Annotated in this window: 16 protein-coding genes; 9 read left to right on the top strand and 7 right to left on the bottom strand. The window is 42.3% G+C overall.

Annotated features, from left to right (window positions below; all coding sequences use genetic code 11):
• Positions 1-109: 109 nt before the first annotated feature.
• From R3O62_RS16940 to R3O62_RS16910, 7 genes are all read left to right on the top strand, one after another.
• Entirely contained in the window at positions 110-1,270 is a 1,161-nt protein-coding gene (locus R3O62_RS16940) for a 6-bladed beta-propeller (RefSeq protein WP_032542568.1), read from the top strand.
• A 317-nt stretch (positions 1,271-1,587) separates the two neighbouring features.
• On the top strand, positions 1,588-2,844 hold the full coding sequence (locus R3O62_RS16935) for a TolC family protein (RefSeq protein ID WP_032540506.1): 1,257 nt from the start codon (positions 1,588-1,590) through the stop codon (positions 2,842-2,844).
• 13 nt (positions 2,845-2,857) lie between these two features.
• The gene (locus R3O62_RS16930) at positions 2,858-3,754 is read left to right on the top strand and encodes an HlyD family secretion protein (RefSeq protein WP_005778279.1); all 897 of its coding nucleotides are present in this window, start codon (positions 2,858-2,860) and stop codon (positions 3,752-3,754) included.
• Positions 3,755-3,767: 13 nt separating this feature from the next.
• The gene (locus R3O62_RS16925) at positions 3,768-5,228 is read left to right on the top strand and encodes an ATP-binding cassette domain-containing protein (RefSeq protein WP_394854552.1); all 1,461 of its coding nucleotides are present in this window, start codon (positions 3,768-3,770) and stop codon (positions 5,226-5,228) included.
• A 3-nt stretch (positions 5,229-5,231) separates the two neighbouring features.
• Complete coding sequence (locus tag R3O62_RS16920; protein WP_032540508.1) at positions 5,232-6,332, top strand: ABC transporter permease; 1,101 nt, start codon at positions 5,232-5,234, stop codon at positions 6,330-6,332.
• Positions 6,329-7,447 (top strand): ABC transporter permease, encoded by a 1,119-nt coding sequence (locus tag R3O62_RS16915; protein ID WP_005806587.1) that lies wholly within the window; start codon positions 6,329-6,331, stop codon positions 7,445-7,447. Before R3O62_RS16920 ends, R3O62_RS16915 begins: the two co-directional genes overlap by 4 nt.
• Positions 7,448-7,581: 134 nt before the next feature.
• Complete coding sequence (locus R3O62_RS16910) at positions 7,582-10,656, top strand: response regulator (RefSeq protein WP_317472770.1); 3,075 nt, start codon at positions 7,582-7,584, stop codon at positions 10,654-10,656.
• A gap of 229 nt (positions 10,657-10,885) precedes the next feature.
• Here R3O62_RS16910 and R3O62_RS16905 read toward each other — a convergent pair whose 3' ends face one another.
• The 7 genes from R3O62_RS16905 to uvrB form a co-directional block, all read right to left on the bottom strand.
• Positions 10,886-11,341 (bottom strand): DUF6078 family protein, encoded by a 456-nt coding sequence (locus R3O62_RS16905; RefSeq protein ID WP_005806583.1) that lies wholly within the window; start codon positions 11,339-11,341, stop codon positions 10,886-10,888.
• A gap of 297 nt (positions 11,342-11,638) precedes the next feature.
• Complete coding sequence (locus tag R3O62_RS16900) at positions 11,639-12,067, bottom strand: Hsp20/alpha crystallin family protein (RefSeq protein WP_005778266.1); 429 nt, start codon at positions 12,065-12,067, stop codon at positions 11,639-11,641.
• Between the two features lie 244 nt (positions 12,068-12,311).
• Positions 12,312-12,776 carry a hypothetical protein gene (locus R3O62_RS16895; protein ID WP_005820550.1) on the bottom strand — a complete coding sequence of 155 codons (465 nt, stop codon included), beginning with the start codon at positions 12,774-12,776 and terminating at the stop codon, positions 12,312-12,314.
• Between the two features lie 64 nt (positions 12,777-12,840).
• On the bottom strand, positions 12,841-13,218 hold the full coding sequence (locus R3O62_RS16890; protein ID WP_186992664.1) for a GxxExxY protein: 378 nt from the start codon (positions 13,216-13,218) through the stop codon (positions 12,841-12,843).
• A 161-nt stretch (positions 13,219-13,379) separates the two neighbouring features.
• Entirely contained in the window at positions 13,380-14,156 is a 777-nt protein-coding gene (locus R3O62_RS16885; RefSeq protein WP_165015282.1) for a transglutaminase-like domain-containing protein, read from the bottom strand.
• Between the two features lie 42 nt (positions 14,157-14,198).
• Positions 14,199-14,837, bottom strand: a complete 639-nt coding sequence (locus R3O62_RS16880; protein WP_005806572.1) for a SanA/YdcF family protein — start codon at positions 14,835-14,837, stop codon at positions 14,199-14,201.
• 294 nt (positions 14,838-15,131) lie between these two features.
• A complete protein-coding gene (gene uvrB / locus R3O62_RS16875) occupies positions 15,132-17,165 on the bottom strand; it encodes an excinuclease ABC subunit UvrB (protein WP_165015201.1) in 2,034 nt (677 codons plus the stop codon).
• A gap of 115 nt (positions 17,166-17,280) precedes the next feature.
• Between uvrB and R3O62_RS16870 the strand changes: the two genes are divergently transcribed.
• Together R3O62_RS16870 and R3O62_RS16865 are read left to right on the top strand one after the other, a co-directional pair.
• The gene (locus R3O62_RS16870; RefSeq protein ID WP_269110356.1) at positions 17,281-18,579 is read left to right on the top strand and encodes a phenylacetate--CoA ligase family protein; all 1,299 of its coding nucleotides are present in this window, start codon (positions 17,281-17,283) and stop codon (positions 18,577-18,579) included.
• A gap of 26 nt (positions 18,580-18,605) precedes the next feature.
• Positions 18,606-19,031 (top strand): hypothetical protein, encoded by a 426-nt coding sequence (locus R3O62_RS16865; protein WP_005778250.1) that lies wholly within the window; start codon positions 18,606-18,608, stop codon positions 19,029-19,031.
• Positions 19,032-19,152: the final 121 nt, after the last annotated feature.

The raw sequence follows: 19,152 nt of genomic DNA, 5'->3' as shown, positions 1-19,152 counted from the left end.
GAAAAAGTTAATATAGTTTAATCCGGAGCAAATATGTTTATACGGACAGTCTGTAATTACGAACTATTCGTATATTTGTTGATGACGAATAACTTAAATACAATTCTGCATGAAAACCACTTATTTACTTTTATCCTCCGCTTTGTTGCTGGGATGTGTATCCGCTTGCAACACCTCCGGCCAAAAATCCAAAGAAATGAAAACAGACGATGGGAGCATCACTACTGTCGAAACTGCCGGAAGCAAACTGACTATATGTGACTTATCACTCGTAAAAGACACCATAGAAGTGCCACTCAGCGAGTTTGTCGAAGATTGTCGCATTGTTCGTTTTGAAACCTCCGAAGAGGCATACTTCAAAGCCTGGTTTATTAATGCTACCGACAATTACATCGGTATCCGCCAAGGGGATCGGGGTGTGTTTAAGCTGTTTGACAGGAATGGTAAATTCCTATATAATGTCGGTTCCGTAGGAAGCGGTCCCGGTGAATATGACACCACCCTTTACGATGAATGCATTGATGAAAAGAATGGTCATATATTCTTCACGCCTTTTGTGGGGAAAAGAATCATGATGTATGATATAAACGGGCAATGGATTAAGGATATCCACCTTCCCATACAAGTCAATAAACCGAAAATATGGGTGAATGAAGATGGAAGCTTATCTATTATACACATGCCTTTCAATGAGGGAGAGCCTCTTGCTTTCCAAATGGATACGGACGGAAATATACTGAAGCAAATCCCTGCGACAGCCGCAACGAAGGTGATGAATTTCGACGGAGAAATTTTCTCATACAGAAATTGCAACGATTTCGATTTCTTCCATACCAGTATAGATACTCTTTTTACTTATGATTCCACTAACAATAAGTTGTTACCAAAATTCACCATGACCTTCCCGAATATGAATGAGAAACCGATACATTTATATTACAGACTACCTCATCATTTCATGGTCACCTATTGGGGGAAAAAGGGAACAGGAGGTGGAGATGTCTTGGTAGACACTAAGAAGAATGCTTCTTCTTATTTCCGCCTTGTTAATGACTTTTACGGTAATCTTCCTATTTCGGCTCCGGGTCACAGTTTCTATCGCGGGTACTTTATCCAAAGTATGGAACCGGGCCAGTTGATTGAAAAGATAGAAAAACATCTTGCTTCCGGCAAATGCTCCGGTCCGGATGAAAAGAAACTTAAGGAACTGGCAGCTACTTTGAATGAGAATGATAATAATGTTCTGTTTATCGGAAAGGTGAAAGAATGAAGAATCCATATGGAGATATGGCAATGTTGATTTAGAAAGAAGTATTTCTAAATATGGAACCCCGGGAGAGTCATCTTCCGGGGTTTGTTTTTTCGGTCATCGCTTTTCGCGGACTCTAATAAGGTATGGATTTATAAATGGCTTCAATAAAAGGATAGCGTATCTTAAATCCTGAATAAATCCACAGTCGGCATTTGATTCATATGATTTATTCTAAAGAATCGAACTAATAGAACATTATTGCAAACAATTGGAACCTGGTTGCGTGTTCTTATTCTCTATCTTTGCAGGAAAGAAGAATTAATTAGGAATAGAATATGAAACGATTTATTTTTTCTTTGTCTTTTTCTCTGTTTGCCCTGCTGATATATGGGCAGATCACCCTTGAAGAGTGCCAACGGAAAACCCGGGAAAACTATCCGTTGGTGAGGCAGTATGGGTTGATAGAGAAGACTAAAGAATATAATCTGGCAAATGCGTCGAAAGCTAATCTGCCTCAGTTCACCCTTTCGGGCAAAGCTACCTGGCAGAGTGAGGTAACAGAGCTGCCCGTGCAGATTCCCGGGGTAGATATCAAGGGCTTGTCCAAGGATCAATATCAGGTGATGCTGGAACTGAAACAGAACATTTGGGACGGTGGTGAAATCCGTTCAAGGAAAGAGCAGGTAAAGGCGATGTCGGACGTAGACCGGGAAAAGCTGAATGTGGATATGTATGCACTTACCGAGCGGGTGAATCAGGTATATTTCGGGATTCTGTTACTGGACGAACAATTGAGCCAGAATCAGCTCTTCCTGGAAGAACTGGAACGTACCCACAGGCAGATTTCTTCGTACATTGAAAATGGCATTGCCAGTCAGGCCGATCTCGATGCCGTCAGTGTGGAGCAATTGAACACCCGGCAAAAGCGGATAGAGTTAACGACTTCACGCCAGGCCTATCTGTCAATGCTTTCGCTGCTGACAGGCGAAGAAGTACCTGCCAGTGCGTCTTTACAGAAGCCGGTCGCCGAGTCGGACATACAGGTGATGGCGAATAATCGTCCGGAATTGCTATGGTTCGATGCACAGAACGGACGCTTACAAGTACAGGAAGAAGCTTTGAAAACCGGACTGATGCCTCGTCTCGGGCTCTTCGTACAGGGGGCGTATGGCAATCCGGGACTGAATATGCTGAAAAATGAGTTCACCCCTTATTATGTGGCAGGAGTCCGTTTGTCGTGGAACTTCGGCAGCCTGTATACGTTGCGTAACGATAGGCGGGTGATAGATACCAGTCGTCGACAGTTGGACAGTAACCGGGATGTGTTTCTGTTTAACACCCGCATTCAGGCTACACAGCAGGAGAGTGCCGTGGAGAGCGTGCGCCGTCAGATGGTGGATGATGATGAAATTATCCGTTTGCGGACTAATATCCGTAAAGCTTCGGAGGCGAAAGTGGCTAATGGCACCATGACCGTTACCGATATGCTTCGGGATATGACTTCCGAGAATCTGGCTCGACAGACCAAGGCTTTGCATGAAGTCCAGCTCCTGATGAATATTTATCAATTGAAATATACTACGAATAACTAATATAATAGCAGTTATGAAATCAAATAAACTTATAGGATGTCTATTCTTACTGTCTTTACTTTCCGCTTGCGGAGGCAGAACTACCGACTATGATGCTACGGGAACTTTCGAAGCGACTGAAGTTCTGGTTTCGGCCGAGGCTTCGGGAAGGCTTCTGTGCTTTGATGTTGAAGAAGGTACACGGTTGGCATCCGGTGAAGAAGTGGGATTGATCGATACCGTGCAACTTTACCTGAAGAAACTGCAATTGCAAGCCAGTATGAAGTCGGTTGAAAGCCAACGTCCGGATGTCAACAAGCAGATTGCCGCTACCCGCCAGCAAATCGCTACCGCCCAACGGGAGAAGAAACGTGTAGAAAACCTTCTGAAAGCCGGGGCCGCTAATCAGAAGCAACTGGATGATTGGGATGCGCAGGTCGCTTTGCTCGAGCGTCAGCTTGCGGCACAGATGTCGTCTTTACAAAACAGTACGAACAGTCTTACGGAACAAGGCTCGTCAGTAGCCATTCAGGTGGCACAGGTGGAAGACCAGTTGGCGAAGTGCCATATTGTTTCGCCTATCAGCGGTACTGTATTGGCGAAATATGCCGAAGCAGGAGAACTGGCTGCCGTGGGCAAGCCACTCTTCAAGGTGGCAGATGTCGATCATATGTATCTTCGCGCTTATATCACATCCGAACAGCTCTCGCAGGTTAAAATCGGTAACCGGGTGACAGTTTTCTCCGACTATGGAGGAAACGAACGTAAAGAGTATCCGGGAGTCGTAAGCTGGATTTCAGATCGTTCTGAATTTACTCCTAAAACGATTCTGACGAAAGAAGAGCGTGCCAACCTGGTGTATGCCGTCAAGATAACCGTGGAGAACGACGGACTGCTCAAAATAGGTATGTATGGTGGAGTGAAGTTTTAAATGATGCCTGATGATGAAACCAGCTGTATCTGTCAGTGACGTGACTAAATGTTACGGTGAAGTAGAAGCCTTGAAGAAGGTTTCCTTTTCCGTGAATTCCGGTGAGTTGTTCGGCATCATCGGACCGGATGGAGCCGGTAAGAGTACGCTCTTCCGCATCCTGACCACACTGTTGCTTGCCGACAGTGGGGCGGCTACGGTGAACGGGCTCGATGTTGTGAAGGATTACAAACAAATCCGGCAACAGGTGGGATACATGCCCGGACGTTTTTCGCTTTATCAGGACCTGACGGTGGAAGAGAACCTCGACTTTTTTGCTACTGTATTTCATACGACTATCCGCGAAAACTATGATTTGGTGAAAGATATCTATCAGCAGATAGAACCTTTTTGTAAACGCAGAGCGGGGGCTTTGTCGGGAGGTATGAAACAAAAGCTGGCCTTAAGTTGTGCGTTGATTCACAAACCCGGCATTCTGTTCCTGGACGAGCCGACTACCGGTGTGGATCCGGTTTCACGCAAGGAGTTTTGGGAAATGTTGAGGCATCTCAAGGAGCAGGGAATCACTATTCTCGTTTCTACTCCGATTATGGATGAAGCCCGGCAATGCGACCGTATCGCTTTTATCAACGAAGGAGAGATACAGGGGATCGATGTGCCGGAACGAATCCTGAAACAGTTCAGTCACATTCTTTGTCCACCCGGTCTGGAACGTGCGGAAGTACATGCCGAAAATGATTTTGCCATTGAGGTAGACCGGCTTACCAAATGTTTTGGGCATTTCACGGCTGTCGACCACATCTCCTTTCAGGTGAACCGGGGAGAGATCTTCGGATTTCTCGGGGCGAACGGTGCGGGAAAAACCACTGCGATGCGTATGCTTTGCGGATTGAGCAAACCTACCTCCGGCATAGCACGGGTAGCCGGCTTTGATGTTGCCGTCCATCCTGAAGAAGTGAAGAAGAATATTGGATACATGAGCCAGAAGTTCTCTCTATACGAAGATCTTAAAGTATGGGAAAACATTCGTCTTTTTGCCGGCATTTATGGAATGCAGGACCGCGAGATAGCCGAAAAGACAGATGCTCTTCTCGATCGTCTGGGGTTCAGCGACGAGCGTGACACACTTGTGAAGAGCCTTCCTTTAGGCTGGAAACAAAAGCTGGCCTTTTCAGTTTCGATTTTCCATGATCCGCGGATTGTGTTTCTTGACGAACCTACGGGAGGAGTCGATCCTGCTACCCGCCGGCAATTCTGGGAATTGATTTATCAAGCGGCAGATCGGGGGATAACGGTCTTTGTAACCACCCATTACATGGACGAGGCCGAGTATTGTAACCGTGTGTCTATCATGGTAGACGGACGTATCGAGGCACTTGACACCCCTCGCGGACTAAAGGCACGTTTTCATGCCGATACCATGGACGATGTATTCCAGCAACTGGCCCGTAAGGCAGTGCGTAAAGCCGATTAACCTATGAAACAGTTTATAGCATTTGTAAAAAAGGAGTTCTTCCACATTTTCCGCGACCGACGGACTATGTTGATTCTGTTAGGGATGCCTGTTGTTCAGATCATTCTCTTTGGTTTTGCCATTACTACCGAAGTGAAAAATGTACGTGTGGGTGTACTCGACCCTTCGAATGACATGGTTACCCGCAAGATCATCGACCGTTTGGATGCCAGCGAATACTTTTCCGTGAAGTGCCTGTTGCATTCTCCACAGGAGATGGAAAGGGCGTTTCAGGAAAATGAAATCGACATGGCACTTGTATTCAGCGAACAATTTGCCAATCATCTGTATACAGGCGATGCCCGTGTGCAACTGGTTTCCGATGCAACCGATCCGAATATGGCTACCACACAAGCCGGTTACGCCACTAATGTCATAGCTTCCGTCCGACAGGAAATGCTTCCTCCCGGAATGTCCGCATCTTCTGTTGTGCCCGATGTGAAACTGCTCTATAATCCACAGATGAAGAGTGCCTACAATTTTGTGCCCGGTGTGATGGGACTTATCCTGATGCTGATCTGTGCCATGATGACTTCCATATCCATTGTCCGCGAGAAGGAGACAGGTACGATGGAGATATTGCTGGTTTCTCCGGTGAAACCTTTGTTCGTTATTCTGGCTAAGGCCGTTCCTTATTTTGTGCTGTCGTTTGTCAATCTTACGACGATTCTGCTGCTTTCAGTTTATGTACTTGATGTACCCGTGGCAGGCAGCCTGTTCTGGTTGATAATGGTATCATTGCTTTTTATCTTTGTGTCGTTGGCGTTGGGATTGCTTATTTCCACGGTGACACGGACGCAAGTGGCCGCCATGCTCGCTTCGGGGTTGATCTTGATGATGCCTACAATGTTACTTTCCGGCATGATATTTCCGATAGAGAGCATGCCTCTGGTATTGCAATTGATTTCCGATATTCTGCCCGCCCGCTGGTATATTCAGGCCGTACGTAAATTGATGATTGAGGGAGTAGATATTTCTTTTGTGCTGTCTGAGGTCAGTATTCTGGCTCTTATGGCAGTCGTGTTGATAACAATTAGCTTCAAGAAATTCAAAAACAGGTTATGATTAAATATCTTATAGAGAAAGAATTCAAGCAGTTGCTCCGCAACTCTTTCCTGCCGAGGTTGATTTTTATCTTCCCTTGCATGATTATGCTTCTTATGCCCTGGGCTGCTAATCTTGAAATAAAAAATATCCGGATGAATATTATAGATAATGATCATTCGGCTCTTTCACGCAGGCTGGTCGATAAGATAACGGCTTCAACTTACTTCCGGACCACTGCTTTGCCGGACTCCTATAAAGAAGGGTTGGAAGCGATTGAAGCGGGGACAGCCGATGTGCTGCTTGAAATTCCCGGAGATTTCGAGAAGGACTGGGTGAATGGCGAGGCTGCCCACGTACTTGTGGCCGCCAATGCCGTAAATGGGACCAAGGGCGGTTTGGGCAGTTCATATCTGTCTGCCATCATCAACGATTATGGTACGGAATTGCAGGCGGAGAGTGGAAACATTCCGGCTGCTGCCAACGGGAATCTGCCCCGGATTGATATTCTTACTCAGAATCTTTTCAACCCTAATCTGGATTATAAACTGTTTATGATTCCGGCCCTGATGGTGATGCTGCTTACCATGCTTTGCGGCTTCTTGCCTGCGTTGAATATAGTAGGGGAGAAGGAGGCCGGTACGATTGAGCAGATCAATGTGACTCCTGTCGGAAAGTTCACTTTTATCCTTGCCAAACTGATTCCTTATTGGTTGATAGGCTTTGTGGTTCTGACACTTTGTTTTATTCTGGCATGGGCACTTTACGGAATTTTTCCTGCAGGCCATTTTCTGGTGATCTATTTCTTTGCCATCATCTTTGTTTTGGCTGTATCCGGTCTTGGATTGGTTATTTCCAATCATTCGGCTACCATGCAACAAGCCATGTTTGTCATGTGGTTCTGTATGCTGATTCTAATCTTAATGAGCGGATTGTTTACTCCTGTCCGCAGTATGCCCGAGTGGGCACAATGGATCACTATGCTCAATCCACTGAAATATTTTATGCAGGTGATGCGTATGGTATATCTCAAGGGGAGCGGGTTTATCGATTTATTGCCGCAGCTGGGAGCTTTGCTGGCCTTTGCGCTGTTTTTCAATATTTGGGCGGTGAAGAGCTATCGGAAGAGTGGCTAATTAGGCAGTGGAGAGCTTCAAAAAGCATTCGAAAAGTGGTTAACAGACTGGAAAATTTAGGATAAACCTGTGTTTGCTTGCAACTTATGTGTATTTTTGTAGAAAGAAAACAGATATACTAAGAATATTACGTAATGAGCAAACAAACATCAAGCCCTTCTCAAACCCATAGACTTCAGCAAACTATATATGAAAATCTTCCCGTAGGGATGGAATTGTATGATTGTGAAGGCCGCCTGATAGAGATAAACAGTGTAGGACTGAAAATGATGGGGGTGAAGGATAAACAAGATATGTTGGGTATCAACATTTTTGAAAACCCGAATGTTCCCGATGAAATGAAGAGCCGCTTGCGTGCGGGAGAGAATATTCGTTTTACAGTCAAGTATGATTTTGAATTAGCCAAATTCTATTATCCGACAACTTTATCAGGGATACGTTATTTTGAAATTACGGTATCGGTAGTCCGGGATGATGAGAATAAGGAGATCGATAAGTTCCTTTTTATAGCACAGGATGTGACCGAAACGGTACGTACCGAAGAGATATTACGTCAAAGCAAGCAAAAAACTGCATTGGCCATGCAGGCCGCCGATGTGGTTTTATGGGAATTTGATGTTCGCACCCATTTGTTCTATGCGGAGAATGAACCACTTAATAACTGCGATCCTACCCAGCCCCTCACTATTGAAGATTATAAAAAACATATTCATCCGGAGGATTGGAAAGAAGCGGCGGAACCCATTTTGCTTGATATGCTTAATGGCTGTGATTGTCTGTATGAAATGGATATCCGGATTAGACTGTCCGATACATCAGAGTGGCAATATTGTAAATTGAATTGTTCTCCGTATGAGAGAGGAGTCGATGGAAAAGTTGTCAAGTACGTAGGGTTTCGCAAAAACAATACAGAGCTACAAAGACGGAAGTTATTGCAAGAGAACATTTTGAATAGCATACCGTTGCCTATACACATAAAAGATGTGGAAGATGATTTTCGTTATGTTTTCTGTAATGAAGAAAGTATGCGGATGTTTGGCACCTATGAAGGTGAAACAGTAAGTGACATTCTGGATCGTGAACAGGCGGAGCGCATGCAAAAAACAGATTTGGAAGTTTTTACTACCGGCAAGCCTTATTTTGGGGTAGAAAGAATTATTTTGAAGGATGGTCGCAGCTATGATACCATTGTACGCAAGAATATCATTTATGATGGTAGCAAGCGTCTGTTGCTCAATATTCGTTGGGATCAGAAATTGCAGAATGACCTTGAACGCCGTGCCAAGGTTCTTTCCATATCCATGGAGGTGATGAATGCTTATACTTGGTTTTACGAGCCGTCGAAGCAAAGAGTCAGTTTTGGTGAGGGATTTGATAAGATAGGGCGGAATGCTTTGGACATCAATACTTTTGAAAAGTTTGCAGAATGTGTACATCCTGACGACCGGAGGCAGTTCATCGGTACGATGGATGCAGTGCTGAAGCAGGATAGTGGTGAATGGGACATAGAATATCGTGCGGACTTGCGGGGAAACGGGAATTACGAATGGTGGCAAACCCGTGGAGTGCTTGAGACCTCTATTCTTAATGATACTCCTTATCAGTATGTCTCCGGCATGACAATCAGCATTGAATCTTATAAACAGACAGAATTGACTTTGCTGAAGAATAAGGAGAAACTGAAGAGGCTGATCCGACAGAATGAATTGGTACTGAATAATACTAATTCCGGATTGGCTTATATCACTAAAGATTATGTTGTGCAATGGGAAAATGTATCGGTCTGTTCGTCCAGCCTCTCTTTTGAGGCATATAAGCGGGGAGAGTGCTGTTATAAGAGTGCCCATAACCGGACTTCTCCCTGTGAAAATTGTGTGTTAGGCAAAGTATTGGCATCAAGGCAGATGGAAAAGATAAAGTTTCATTCGGAAAACAACCGGATTGTAGAGGTATTGGCTACTCCCGTATTTGGTGAAGGTGAAGAGATAGATGGCATCGTGATTCGTGTGGATGATATTACTGATAGAGAGAGAATGATCGAAGAACTGAGGCAGGCGAAGCTGCTGGCCGAACAATCGGATAAACTTAAGTCAGCTTTTCTTGCCAATATGAGTCATGAAATCCGTACACCGCTAAATGCGATTGTCGGCTTCTCTGATTTACTGATGAACTCGGAAGAGCAGGCTGATAGAGAAGAGTATATGCAGATTATCAATACCAATAACGAACTGTTGCTGAAACTTATTAATGATATCCTGGACCTGTCGAAATTGGAGTCCGGTTCGGTGGAACTAAAATATGAAGATTTTGATCTGGCCGAATATTTTAATGGCATGGCATCTTCTATGAAGCAACGGATGGTTAATCCGGAAGTCCGGTTGGTGACGATTAATCCTTATGATGTGTGTCTGGTGAAACTTGACAGAAACCGTGTGGCACAAGTGATGACTAATTATGTCACAAATGCCATTAAATATACTCCGAAAGGATCTATAGAAATGGGGTATGAAGTAATGGATACAGGAATCCGTCTGTATGTAAAAGACACAGGTATCGGCATACCGGAGGAGAAAAAGAATAAAGTTTTCCATCGGTTCGAGAAACTCGATGAGTTTGCTCAAGGCACAGGGCTCGGCCTTTCTATCTGTAAGGCAATTACCGAATCGATGGGAGGAAGTGTCGGTTTTGAATCTAAATACCATGAAGGCTCTCTGTTCTGGGCCATTATTCCTTGCAATCCGGAAGTGAAAACCGGGCGGGAGCCCGAAAGGCATATCGGGCCAAGCATAGATGAAGAGAATATGACATATGGCCGGAATCTGAATGCGGCTTTGGATAGAAAGACGATTCTGATAGCAGAAGATATCTCAAGTAATTATCTGTTATTATCGGCCATGCTGTGTAAGCATTATAATTTGCTTCATGCCATGAATGGACAGCAAGCTGTAGAGATGGCGAAGAACTACAGGATTGATCTTTTGCTGATGGATATGAAAATGCCTGTAATGGACGGACTGACGGCAACAGTCGAGATTCGGAAGTTCAATAAGGAATTACCCATTGTAGCGCTTACGGCACATGCTTTCGACTCCGATAAGGCAGCTGCATTAGAAGCCGGTTGCAATGATTATCTTGCCAAGCCGGTAGATAAGGCAAGACTGATGTCTGTATTACGTAAATACTGCTATTCTCCGGATATTGCTTTATGATGGTTTACTAAATAATCGCTGATTATCAAAATGTTATATTTACCATGGTTTTACATTGCTATGTAAAACCATTTACCTCGGTATGTAACGTCTTTTACCTCCGTGCGTAAATCCTTTTACCCCGGTATGTAAATGCCTTTACCCCGGTATGTAAACGGAATATTCCTTTGGGGCCGGAGGAGTTAGGCCCTATTGTTAAAAGGTAGATCCGGTAATATGAAGTGATCCTTTAATCGGTTTCATTATGCCATTTGTACTCTTCTATATAATTATCAAAGTATTCTTCTTGATGAACGCCCAGCTTTTGGGCAAGTGAGATGACTTGTAGTTGTTCGGCGGGAGAGAGTAAAGTTTCCCCTTTTCGCTTCTGGTAATATCGTCTGATTCCCCAAGTGGCAATTAGCTTGTAGCGGAATGTACTCGCTGCATTTACCGTCAGGATTCCCGTAGTGCGTACAAATCCTTTAGCATAACGTACTTTTTCGTTTGAACAGTAATGTTGACATCTTTTTCTTGTCGCTTCTTTATTTGCTTTCGGATTCAGTATAGACAGAAAAGTTATACTTGCCGGAACATGATCGTACGCAATGCGACGCAGGCAAGTATCGGCATTTGGACAATCTTGTTCTGTACATAAACTAAAATTATTGGGAACCATTGAGTAGTCGAACGTTTCTTTTTCCATTGTATATATAATAGGTTAATAATAGTTTTACAAAGGTACAACATATATTACCAAATTTCCTAATTAAAGCAATCTAATTGATGAAGTGCCGGTTGAATATTCAAAAAAAGATGGATGACAGACTTGATGTTATTGAAGGAATAATGATATAATGTTTGTTTTATTCCATCTTGGCGTGGGCTAATTGTGTTGCACTTTATAAAAAAATACACCGGAACTTCATCTCCTTAGGGAGAATAATTCCGGTGTAGCCCTTAGTCCTCTTTGTGTTAGGGGACCTTTCCTTATTCAATGAGCTTATTTAACTTCAATGGTTCTGTCCGGTTTCTTCACTTCTTCTTCACTTAATTTGGGCAATTCAATATTCAAAACTCCATTTTCTACTTGTGCGGAAATGTGATCTTTGTCTACATTTTCAGGCAGAATCATTGTCTGCTGGAATTTTGAGTACGAAAACTCACGGCGCAGATAACGACCGTCTTTTTTCTCTTCTTTGTTTTCAGTTTTCTTTTCCATTGAAATTACCAGGTTGTTTTCTTCGTCAATACGCACGTTGAAATCTTCCTTGGTCATTCCCGGTGCAGCCAGCTCTACTTTGTAGGCTTTTTCAGTTTCAATTACGTTGATAGCAGGTGCAGTAGCATTTGCTTTTACCATCCATTCGTTATCAAAGAAATCATTAAAGATACTTGGTAACCAATTCTGAGATCTTCTAACAGGCATCATAATTTAGTCTCCTATCTTTTTAGTTAAACATTCAGGTTAATTTTTGAACTCCGGCTCTTTCTTTTGAACCGTTGTTCACTAAAGAAGATACAAAACCTGTGCCAGTGCCATATTCTTTCTTTGTTTGACTAAATGTCAGAGATGTAATGCCAATCTTGCTGTCTTGCTGTCAAATTGTTCTCCTATTTATACTTTGATAAGATATTTGTTAAAAATCCCTCGGTCGTTCGATACCATTACATGCCTATTTTATCAGTTTGAATCTAAGGCGTAATTTTCCGTCGGCATAGTCGTAGCTGATAATTTTAAAGATGCCTATTTCCGATGTGTTTTCTACGTGTTGCCCGATGCAGGCGCAGGCATCGTAATCTCCTATTCTAACAATACGCAACATTTCGCTTGCATTTTCCGGAAGCTTACTCAGGTCTACGATGCTTTTGGCTTTTTCGTGTGTCATGAACTCACAGGTTACAGGTAAATGGCGATTGATGGCTTCGTTTACTTTTTCTTCAATGGCATGAATCTGCTCCTCGGTTGGGCAAACCGGAAGTTCGTAATCACATTTGCTCTTTTTCTTTTCGATATGTGCATTACGTGAACGTGGACATCCGAATGTTTTTACCATAGTAGCATTGAGCAAATGCTCTGCTGTATGCATAGGTGCGATTGACACATCCTGAAACTTTGGGGCTGCTTGGTTTATTTCCATAATAGACAAATTTTTATTGTTTTTAGACATAAGAACAAAAGAACATATTTTTTCTTATGGGTGATTATAAATGTTTATATTCTCTGAATTTTCTTTTTATTTCAATGCGTTCACCGCCAAAGTTTATTAATAAGCCGTGATCTATATTGGTAGCGGTTAAGTAATTTACTAATTGAGTTTCGTGTATGGGAAGAAGATGCTGTACAGCTTTAAGCTCAATGATTATTTTTCCTTTTACGATTATGTCCGCTCTAAATTCTCCCACAATTTCATTTTTGTAATATACATTTATAGGCATTTCTGTATCTGCATGAATACCTTTTTCCTTTAATCCAATCATTAATGCTTTCTGATAAACACTTTCAAGAAAACCCGCAGCAAGATGTGTTCTTACATTATAAGCACACTGAATAATAGTTTTTATTAAACTTTCTATTTCCATATTCCTTCTTTTGTTCTTATGTTCTTTTGTCTAAAAAACAAAATAATATGTCTCTTTCGTATGCATAGAGGGATATTCTTGTTTGTTGTGGTTGTTGAGTTGAAGTTGTTGTTCCATAATTATCTGAATGTTATTCACCTTTCTATATTTTTGATATGTATTTATTCTTTTACTATTTCTATAGATTTAGGTACTAAATCCATGAAAGAGTTCAGTCCGCAGTCTGCATAATCTTTTCCGGCAAAGAGTCGGATTATAGTTGTCGGTAGCCAGCTTTTTCCAGATTGCGGGTCTACTGCCATCCATCCGTATTGTTTAAGGTAACATTCGGCCCAGGCATGACATCCATAGAATTTTTGTTCAGGTATAAAAATAAAGCCGGCAACAAAACGGCAAGGAATTCCTTTCTTTCTCATAAGTGCCGTGAACAAATTGGTGTATTCGCTACAAGTACCTTTCTTTCTTTGGAGGATATGATTTACATCCAATGTTTTACAATCACCTTTTGAAATAGCCATGGCTAAAGAATCGTCAAAACTTATATAATGGGATACAAACTCTAAGCCTTTTTTAATAATTATCATTGTACTGTCTTCACCTTTGAATAAAGAGTCTGTTATGAGTTCGATAGTAGGAGAAGAATAGTCGATAAGTTTGGTTGGGTTCAGATAAGGAGCAACCTCTTCGTCATAGATGTCATTGGGGATATAAAGGGCCTTTTCTGCTACTTTTCTTTTTAAGGTATCGTCATAAGCTTTGGATACTTTTACGGTGAAATGGTAGACACTGTCTGCCTTTTTAAAATCAGAAACCTTTTGTGGATAAGAATCTGTGACCGGAGAGTAATTTCTTGTCACCATTCGATAAGTCGTCTGAGCATGACACAGGAAAGAAAATGGCATCAGCGACAATAAAAAAAGAAATAGCAACTTTTGCATGTTTTTCATGATAACTGAGTTATTAGGGAAATATTAAAATTATTATTCCGGTATCTCTATCTTTTCCCCAAGATGTTTGGGAGCTTTATCGGTAATGATATCCATAAAGACTTTTACTCTTGCCAGTAATTCTCGAAGGTTGGTTTTAAAGCCGGCATATGCACTCACGTCCTGAGCATTATATCCAATAACCTGAAGATGGTTTTGCTGAGCCAGAAAAATAGCCCGTTCATTGTGAAATTCTTGTGAAATCAGAGTGAAACGCTCCAGACCAAAAATTAAATGCGCTCTTATAACAGAGTCCAATGTTCTCAGACCGGCATAGTCTAATATGATTTGCTGTTCGGGAATACCTGTGGCAATTAATGCCTGCTTCATTTCTTCGGGTTCATTATAATCATTTCTCCGATTGTCACCGCTCACCAATATATATTTGATTTTTCCTGCGTTATATAATTCTGTGGCAGCTTTAATCCGATAGTCGAAATACAGATTGTTTTTCCCGTTTTTCAATTTGGGCGAGGTGCCCAATAACAGACCTACTTTATTATAGGGAATATCGGATACTGTTGAATAAAGATATGCTTCACTGTTTTTCTGAATAGTCCGATTACATACATAGATGGTAATTACAAGAACTGTCAGCAATAAAGGTGCTCCTATAAAGATAATCTTTTTCATTTATTATATTCAGAGTTCTTTGCAAAGATAGGGATTTGGGTTGAAAGTTGACTTGAAAGCATAAAAAAAGGAGCAACGCCTTGCTCCAACCTTTGTTAACCTTAAATCTAATACTATGAAAAACACATTGCAAAGATACAGCTTTTTCAAGTATTGGCAAGCGTTTTATTAGAAACGCCTGATTTTATAACATTTATTTTATTTCTTAATTGAATTTGTTAGGATAATTAAGAAAAAGATGGTTTCTCCGATATATTCTAACTACTTGTTATTCTATCAAAACCAAGGTGCTTTTTATCCTGGCCACTTCTCTTTCATTAAGTCTTCCATCTTGAGCAATTCGTCCCTGTATTGGGCAGCTTCAATGAATTCCAGCTTCTTAGCTGCTTCTTGCATCAGTTTACGGGTGCGTTCCATACTTTTCTCCAGCTGAGCTTTACTCATATACTGTACGACCGGGTCTGCGGCAATATTGGGTGAAGAGGGTTCCACGTATGCACGGGTTGCTTTTTGCGTTTCCTCCATTTCGTTACCATTGCCGAATACAGCCAGGTTGCGTGCTTTCTTAATCTGCTGTGGAGTGATTCCATGCTCTTCATTGTATGCGAGTTGTTTTTCGCGGCGGCGGTTAGTTTCGTCAATGGTCAGTCGCATGCTGTCCGTGATCTTGTCGGCATACATGATTACCATTCCGTTTACGTTTCGGGCAGCTCGTCCGGCTGTTTGGGTTAATGAGCGGTGTGAACGGAGAAAACCTTCTTTATCTGCGTCGAGGATGGCCACCAGTGATACTTCCGGAAGATCAAGTCCTTCACGTAATAAATTTACCCCGATCAATACGTCATATACACCTTGGCGAAGATCATCCATGATCTTGACGCGCTCTAAGGTATCCACATCGCTGTGGATATAGTTACAACGTACATTATTATTTAATAGATATTCCGTTAATTCTTCAGCCATACGTTTAGTCAGAGTAGTTACGAGTACGCGCTCTTCCCGTTCGATACGGAGTTGGATCTCTTCCATCAAATCGTCTATTTGGTTTAGACTGGGGCGTACTTCGATAATAGGATCCAATAGACCAGTAGGGCGGATCACTTGCTCAACGACGATGCCTTCTGATTGCACCAGTTCGTAATCGGCGGGGGTAGCACTTACATAGATAACCTGTTTAGCCATTGATTCGAACTCTTCGAACTTTAACGGGCGATTGTCCATTGCGGCAGGCAGTCGGAAGCCATATTCCACCAAGTTAATTTTGCGGGCCCGGTCTCCTCCGTACATAGCACGTATTTGCGGAACACTTACATGACTTTCATCTATTACAATCAAGAAATCATCCGGAAAAAAATCTAACAGACAGTAAGGGCGTGTACCTGCTGCACGACCGTCAAAGTATCGTGAATAGTTTTCGATGCCGGAACAATGACCCAGTTCCCGTATCATTTCCATATCATATGTTACTCGCTCATAAAGGCGTTTCGCTTCATATTCTTTGCCGATAGATTCGAAATAGGCAACCTGTTTGGTGAGATCATCCTCTATTTCATGGATGGCGCGTAAGGTTGCTTCTTTGGTAGTCATAAACAGGTTGGCGGGATATATTTTATAAGCCTCAAAAGGTGCGATGGTTACTCCGGAAACCGGATCTACTTCTTCGATGCCGTCAATTTCATCCCCCCAAAAGGTAACCCGAAGTAAATTGTCCGAGTAGGCCAGATAAATGTCTACCGTGTCTCCTTTTACCCGGAAATTTCCACGATTGAGTTCGATGTCGTTACGCATATACAGACTATCTACCAATCGTCGGAGAAACACATTGCGGTTGATGGTTCGCCCTCTCTCTATTTCAATAACATTATTATAGAAATCCGACGGATTTCCCATACCATAGATGCAAGATACGGAAGATACCACCACCACATCTTTTCTTCCGGAAAGGAGAGCTGAAGTTGCAGCCAATCTGAGCTTGTCAATTTCATCATTGATAGCGAGGTCCTTTTCTATATATGTATCCGAACTCGGAAGGTAGGCTTCCGGCTGGTAATAATCGTAATAAGAGACGTAATATTCGACAGCGTTATTGGGGAAAAATCCTTTAAACTCACCATATAGCTGAGCTGCCAGCGTTTTGTTATGGCTCAGAATCAACGTAGGTTTATTGATATTGGCAATAACATTGGCAATGGTAAATGTCTTTCCGGAACCGGTTACACCCAGTAACGTTTGTGCCGGTATACCTTCAAGAACTCCTTCGGTCAGTTGTGCGATTGCTTCCGGCTGATCTCCGGTTGGCTTGTATGCGGATGTTAATTCAAAATTCATGTTTCTTTTTTCTTTCAGAAGACAATATTCGGCAAAATAGTTGAGATAAACAAATAGATTTTTAAAATAAATCCTTTACTTTGCACAACATAACTAACAAAATACAACGAAAGACATGATTTGGAATGAGAGCATCGAATGCATGGAACGCGATAATTTGTGTAAAATCCAGAGCATTAGACTAAAGAAAATAGTAGAATACGTTTATCACAATACGCCGTTCTATCGTAGGAAAATGCAAGAATTAGGTATCACTCCTGATGATATCAACGGAATAGAAGACATCTCCAAACTACCATTTACCACTAAATTAGATTTACGCGACAATTATCCATTCGGACTGTGTGCCGTGCCTATGAGTCAGATTGTACGTATCCATGCATCATCGGGTACTACCGGCAAACCGACTGTAGTAGGGTATACCCGTAAAGACTTATCGTCCTGGGCAGAGTGTTTGTCCCGAGCCTTTACGGCCTATGGAGCAAGCCGTTCGGATATATTTCAGGTGTCATATGGCTACGGTCTGTTTACAGGTGGGCTGGGAGCACATGCCGGTGCCGAAAATATCGGGGCTTCAGTTATTCCCATGTCGAGTGGTAATACGGAGAAACAGATTACTTTGATGCATGATTTCGGATCAACCGTCCTATGTTGTACACCGTCTTATGCCCTTTATCTGGCTGATGCGATTAATGATTCCGGTTTCCCGCGTGAAGAGTTTAAGCTGAAAGCAGGCGCCTTCGGTGCGGAACCCTGGACAGAAAGCATGCGTAAAGACATCGAGGCAAAATTAGGGATTAAGGCTTATGATATATATGGATTAAGTGAAATTGCAGGTCCCGGCGTCGGATATGAATGTGAGTGTCAAAACGGTACCCACTTGAATGAAGATCATTTCTTCCCTGAAATAATAGATCCGCATACATTACAGCCTGTAGAGCCCGGGCAAACCGGTGAATTGGTTTTCACCCATCTGACTAAAGAGGGTATGCCTCTATTGCGTTACAGGACGAAAGATCTGACCGCATTGCATTATGAAAAATGCTCTTGTGGACGTACTTTGGTACGTATGGATCGTATTCTGGGACGCAGCGATGATATGCTTATTATCCGTGGAGTCAACGTATTCCCCACACAGATTGAATCTGTTATTTTGGAAATGGTAGAGTTTGAGCCGCATTACCTGCTGACTATCGACCGTAAGAATAATACGGATACTATGGAACTGAAAGTTGAAGTTCGTCCGGACTATTATTCGGATGAAATAAATAAGATGCTGGCTTTAAAGAAAAAGCTGACAGCACGTTTGCAGAGTGTGTTAGGTTTGGGAGTAGATGTGAAGTTGGTGGAACCTCGCAGCATCGAGCGTAGTGTGGGTAAAGCGAAGCGTGTGATTGATAATAGAAAACTATAACGAATATAAATATAAAGTCATTTATTATGGTAGCAAAACAACTTTCCATTTTTTTGGAAAATAAATCAGGCCGACTGACAGAGGTGACTGAAGTATTGGCAAAGGAAGGTATTAATCTTTCGGCTCTTTGCATTGCTGAGAACGCCGATTTTGGTATTCTCCGCGGAATTGTATCCGATCCGGATAAGGCTTACAAAGCTTTAAAAGATAACCATTTCGCAGTCAATGTGACGGAGGTGGTAGGTATTAACTGCCCTAACGTGCCCGGTGCGTTGGCTAAAGTATTACAATATCTTTCCAATGAAGGGGTTTTCATTGAATATATGTATTCATTTGCCAATAATAATTCTGCAAATGTGATTATCCGTCCCAACGATATGGAAAATTGTATCCGGGTGTTAACAGAGAAGAAAGTTGACTTGCTGGCGGCAAGCGACCTGTATAAACTGTAAAACCTGTGAGTAGTGATGGGTGGTTAGTGAATGACTGTTGCATTGTTTATAAATTAACCATCCATCATCGCTTATTCACTATTCGTAACTAAACTCTATTCTTCCATTCTTTTTTATCTTA

It is taken from the genome of Bacteroides hominis, from assembly GCF_033042785.2.
In the GTDB taxonomy this organism is placed as follows: Bacteria; Bacteroidota; Bacteroidia; order Bacteroidales; family Bacteroidaceae; genus Bacteroides; species Bacteroides hominis.
Note: the sequence above shows the minus strand (reverse complement) of the source record. Positions and strands in the feature narration are given on the sequence as shown.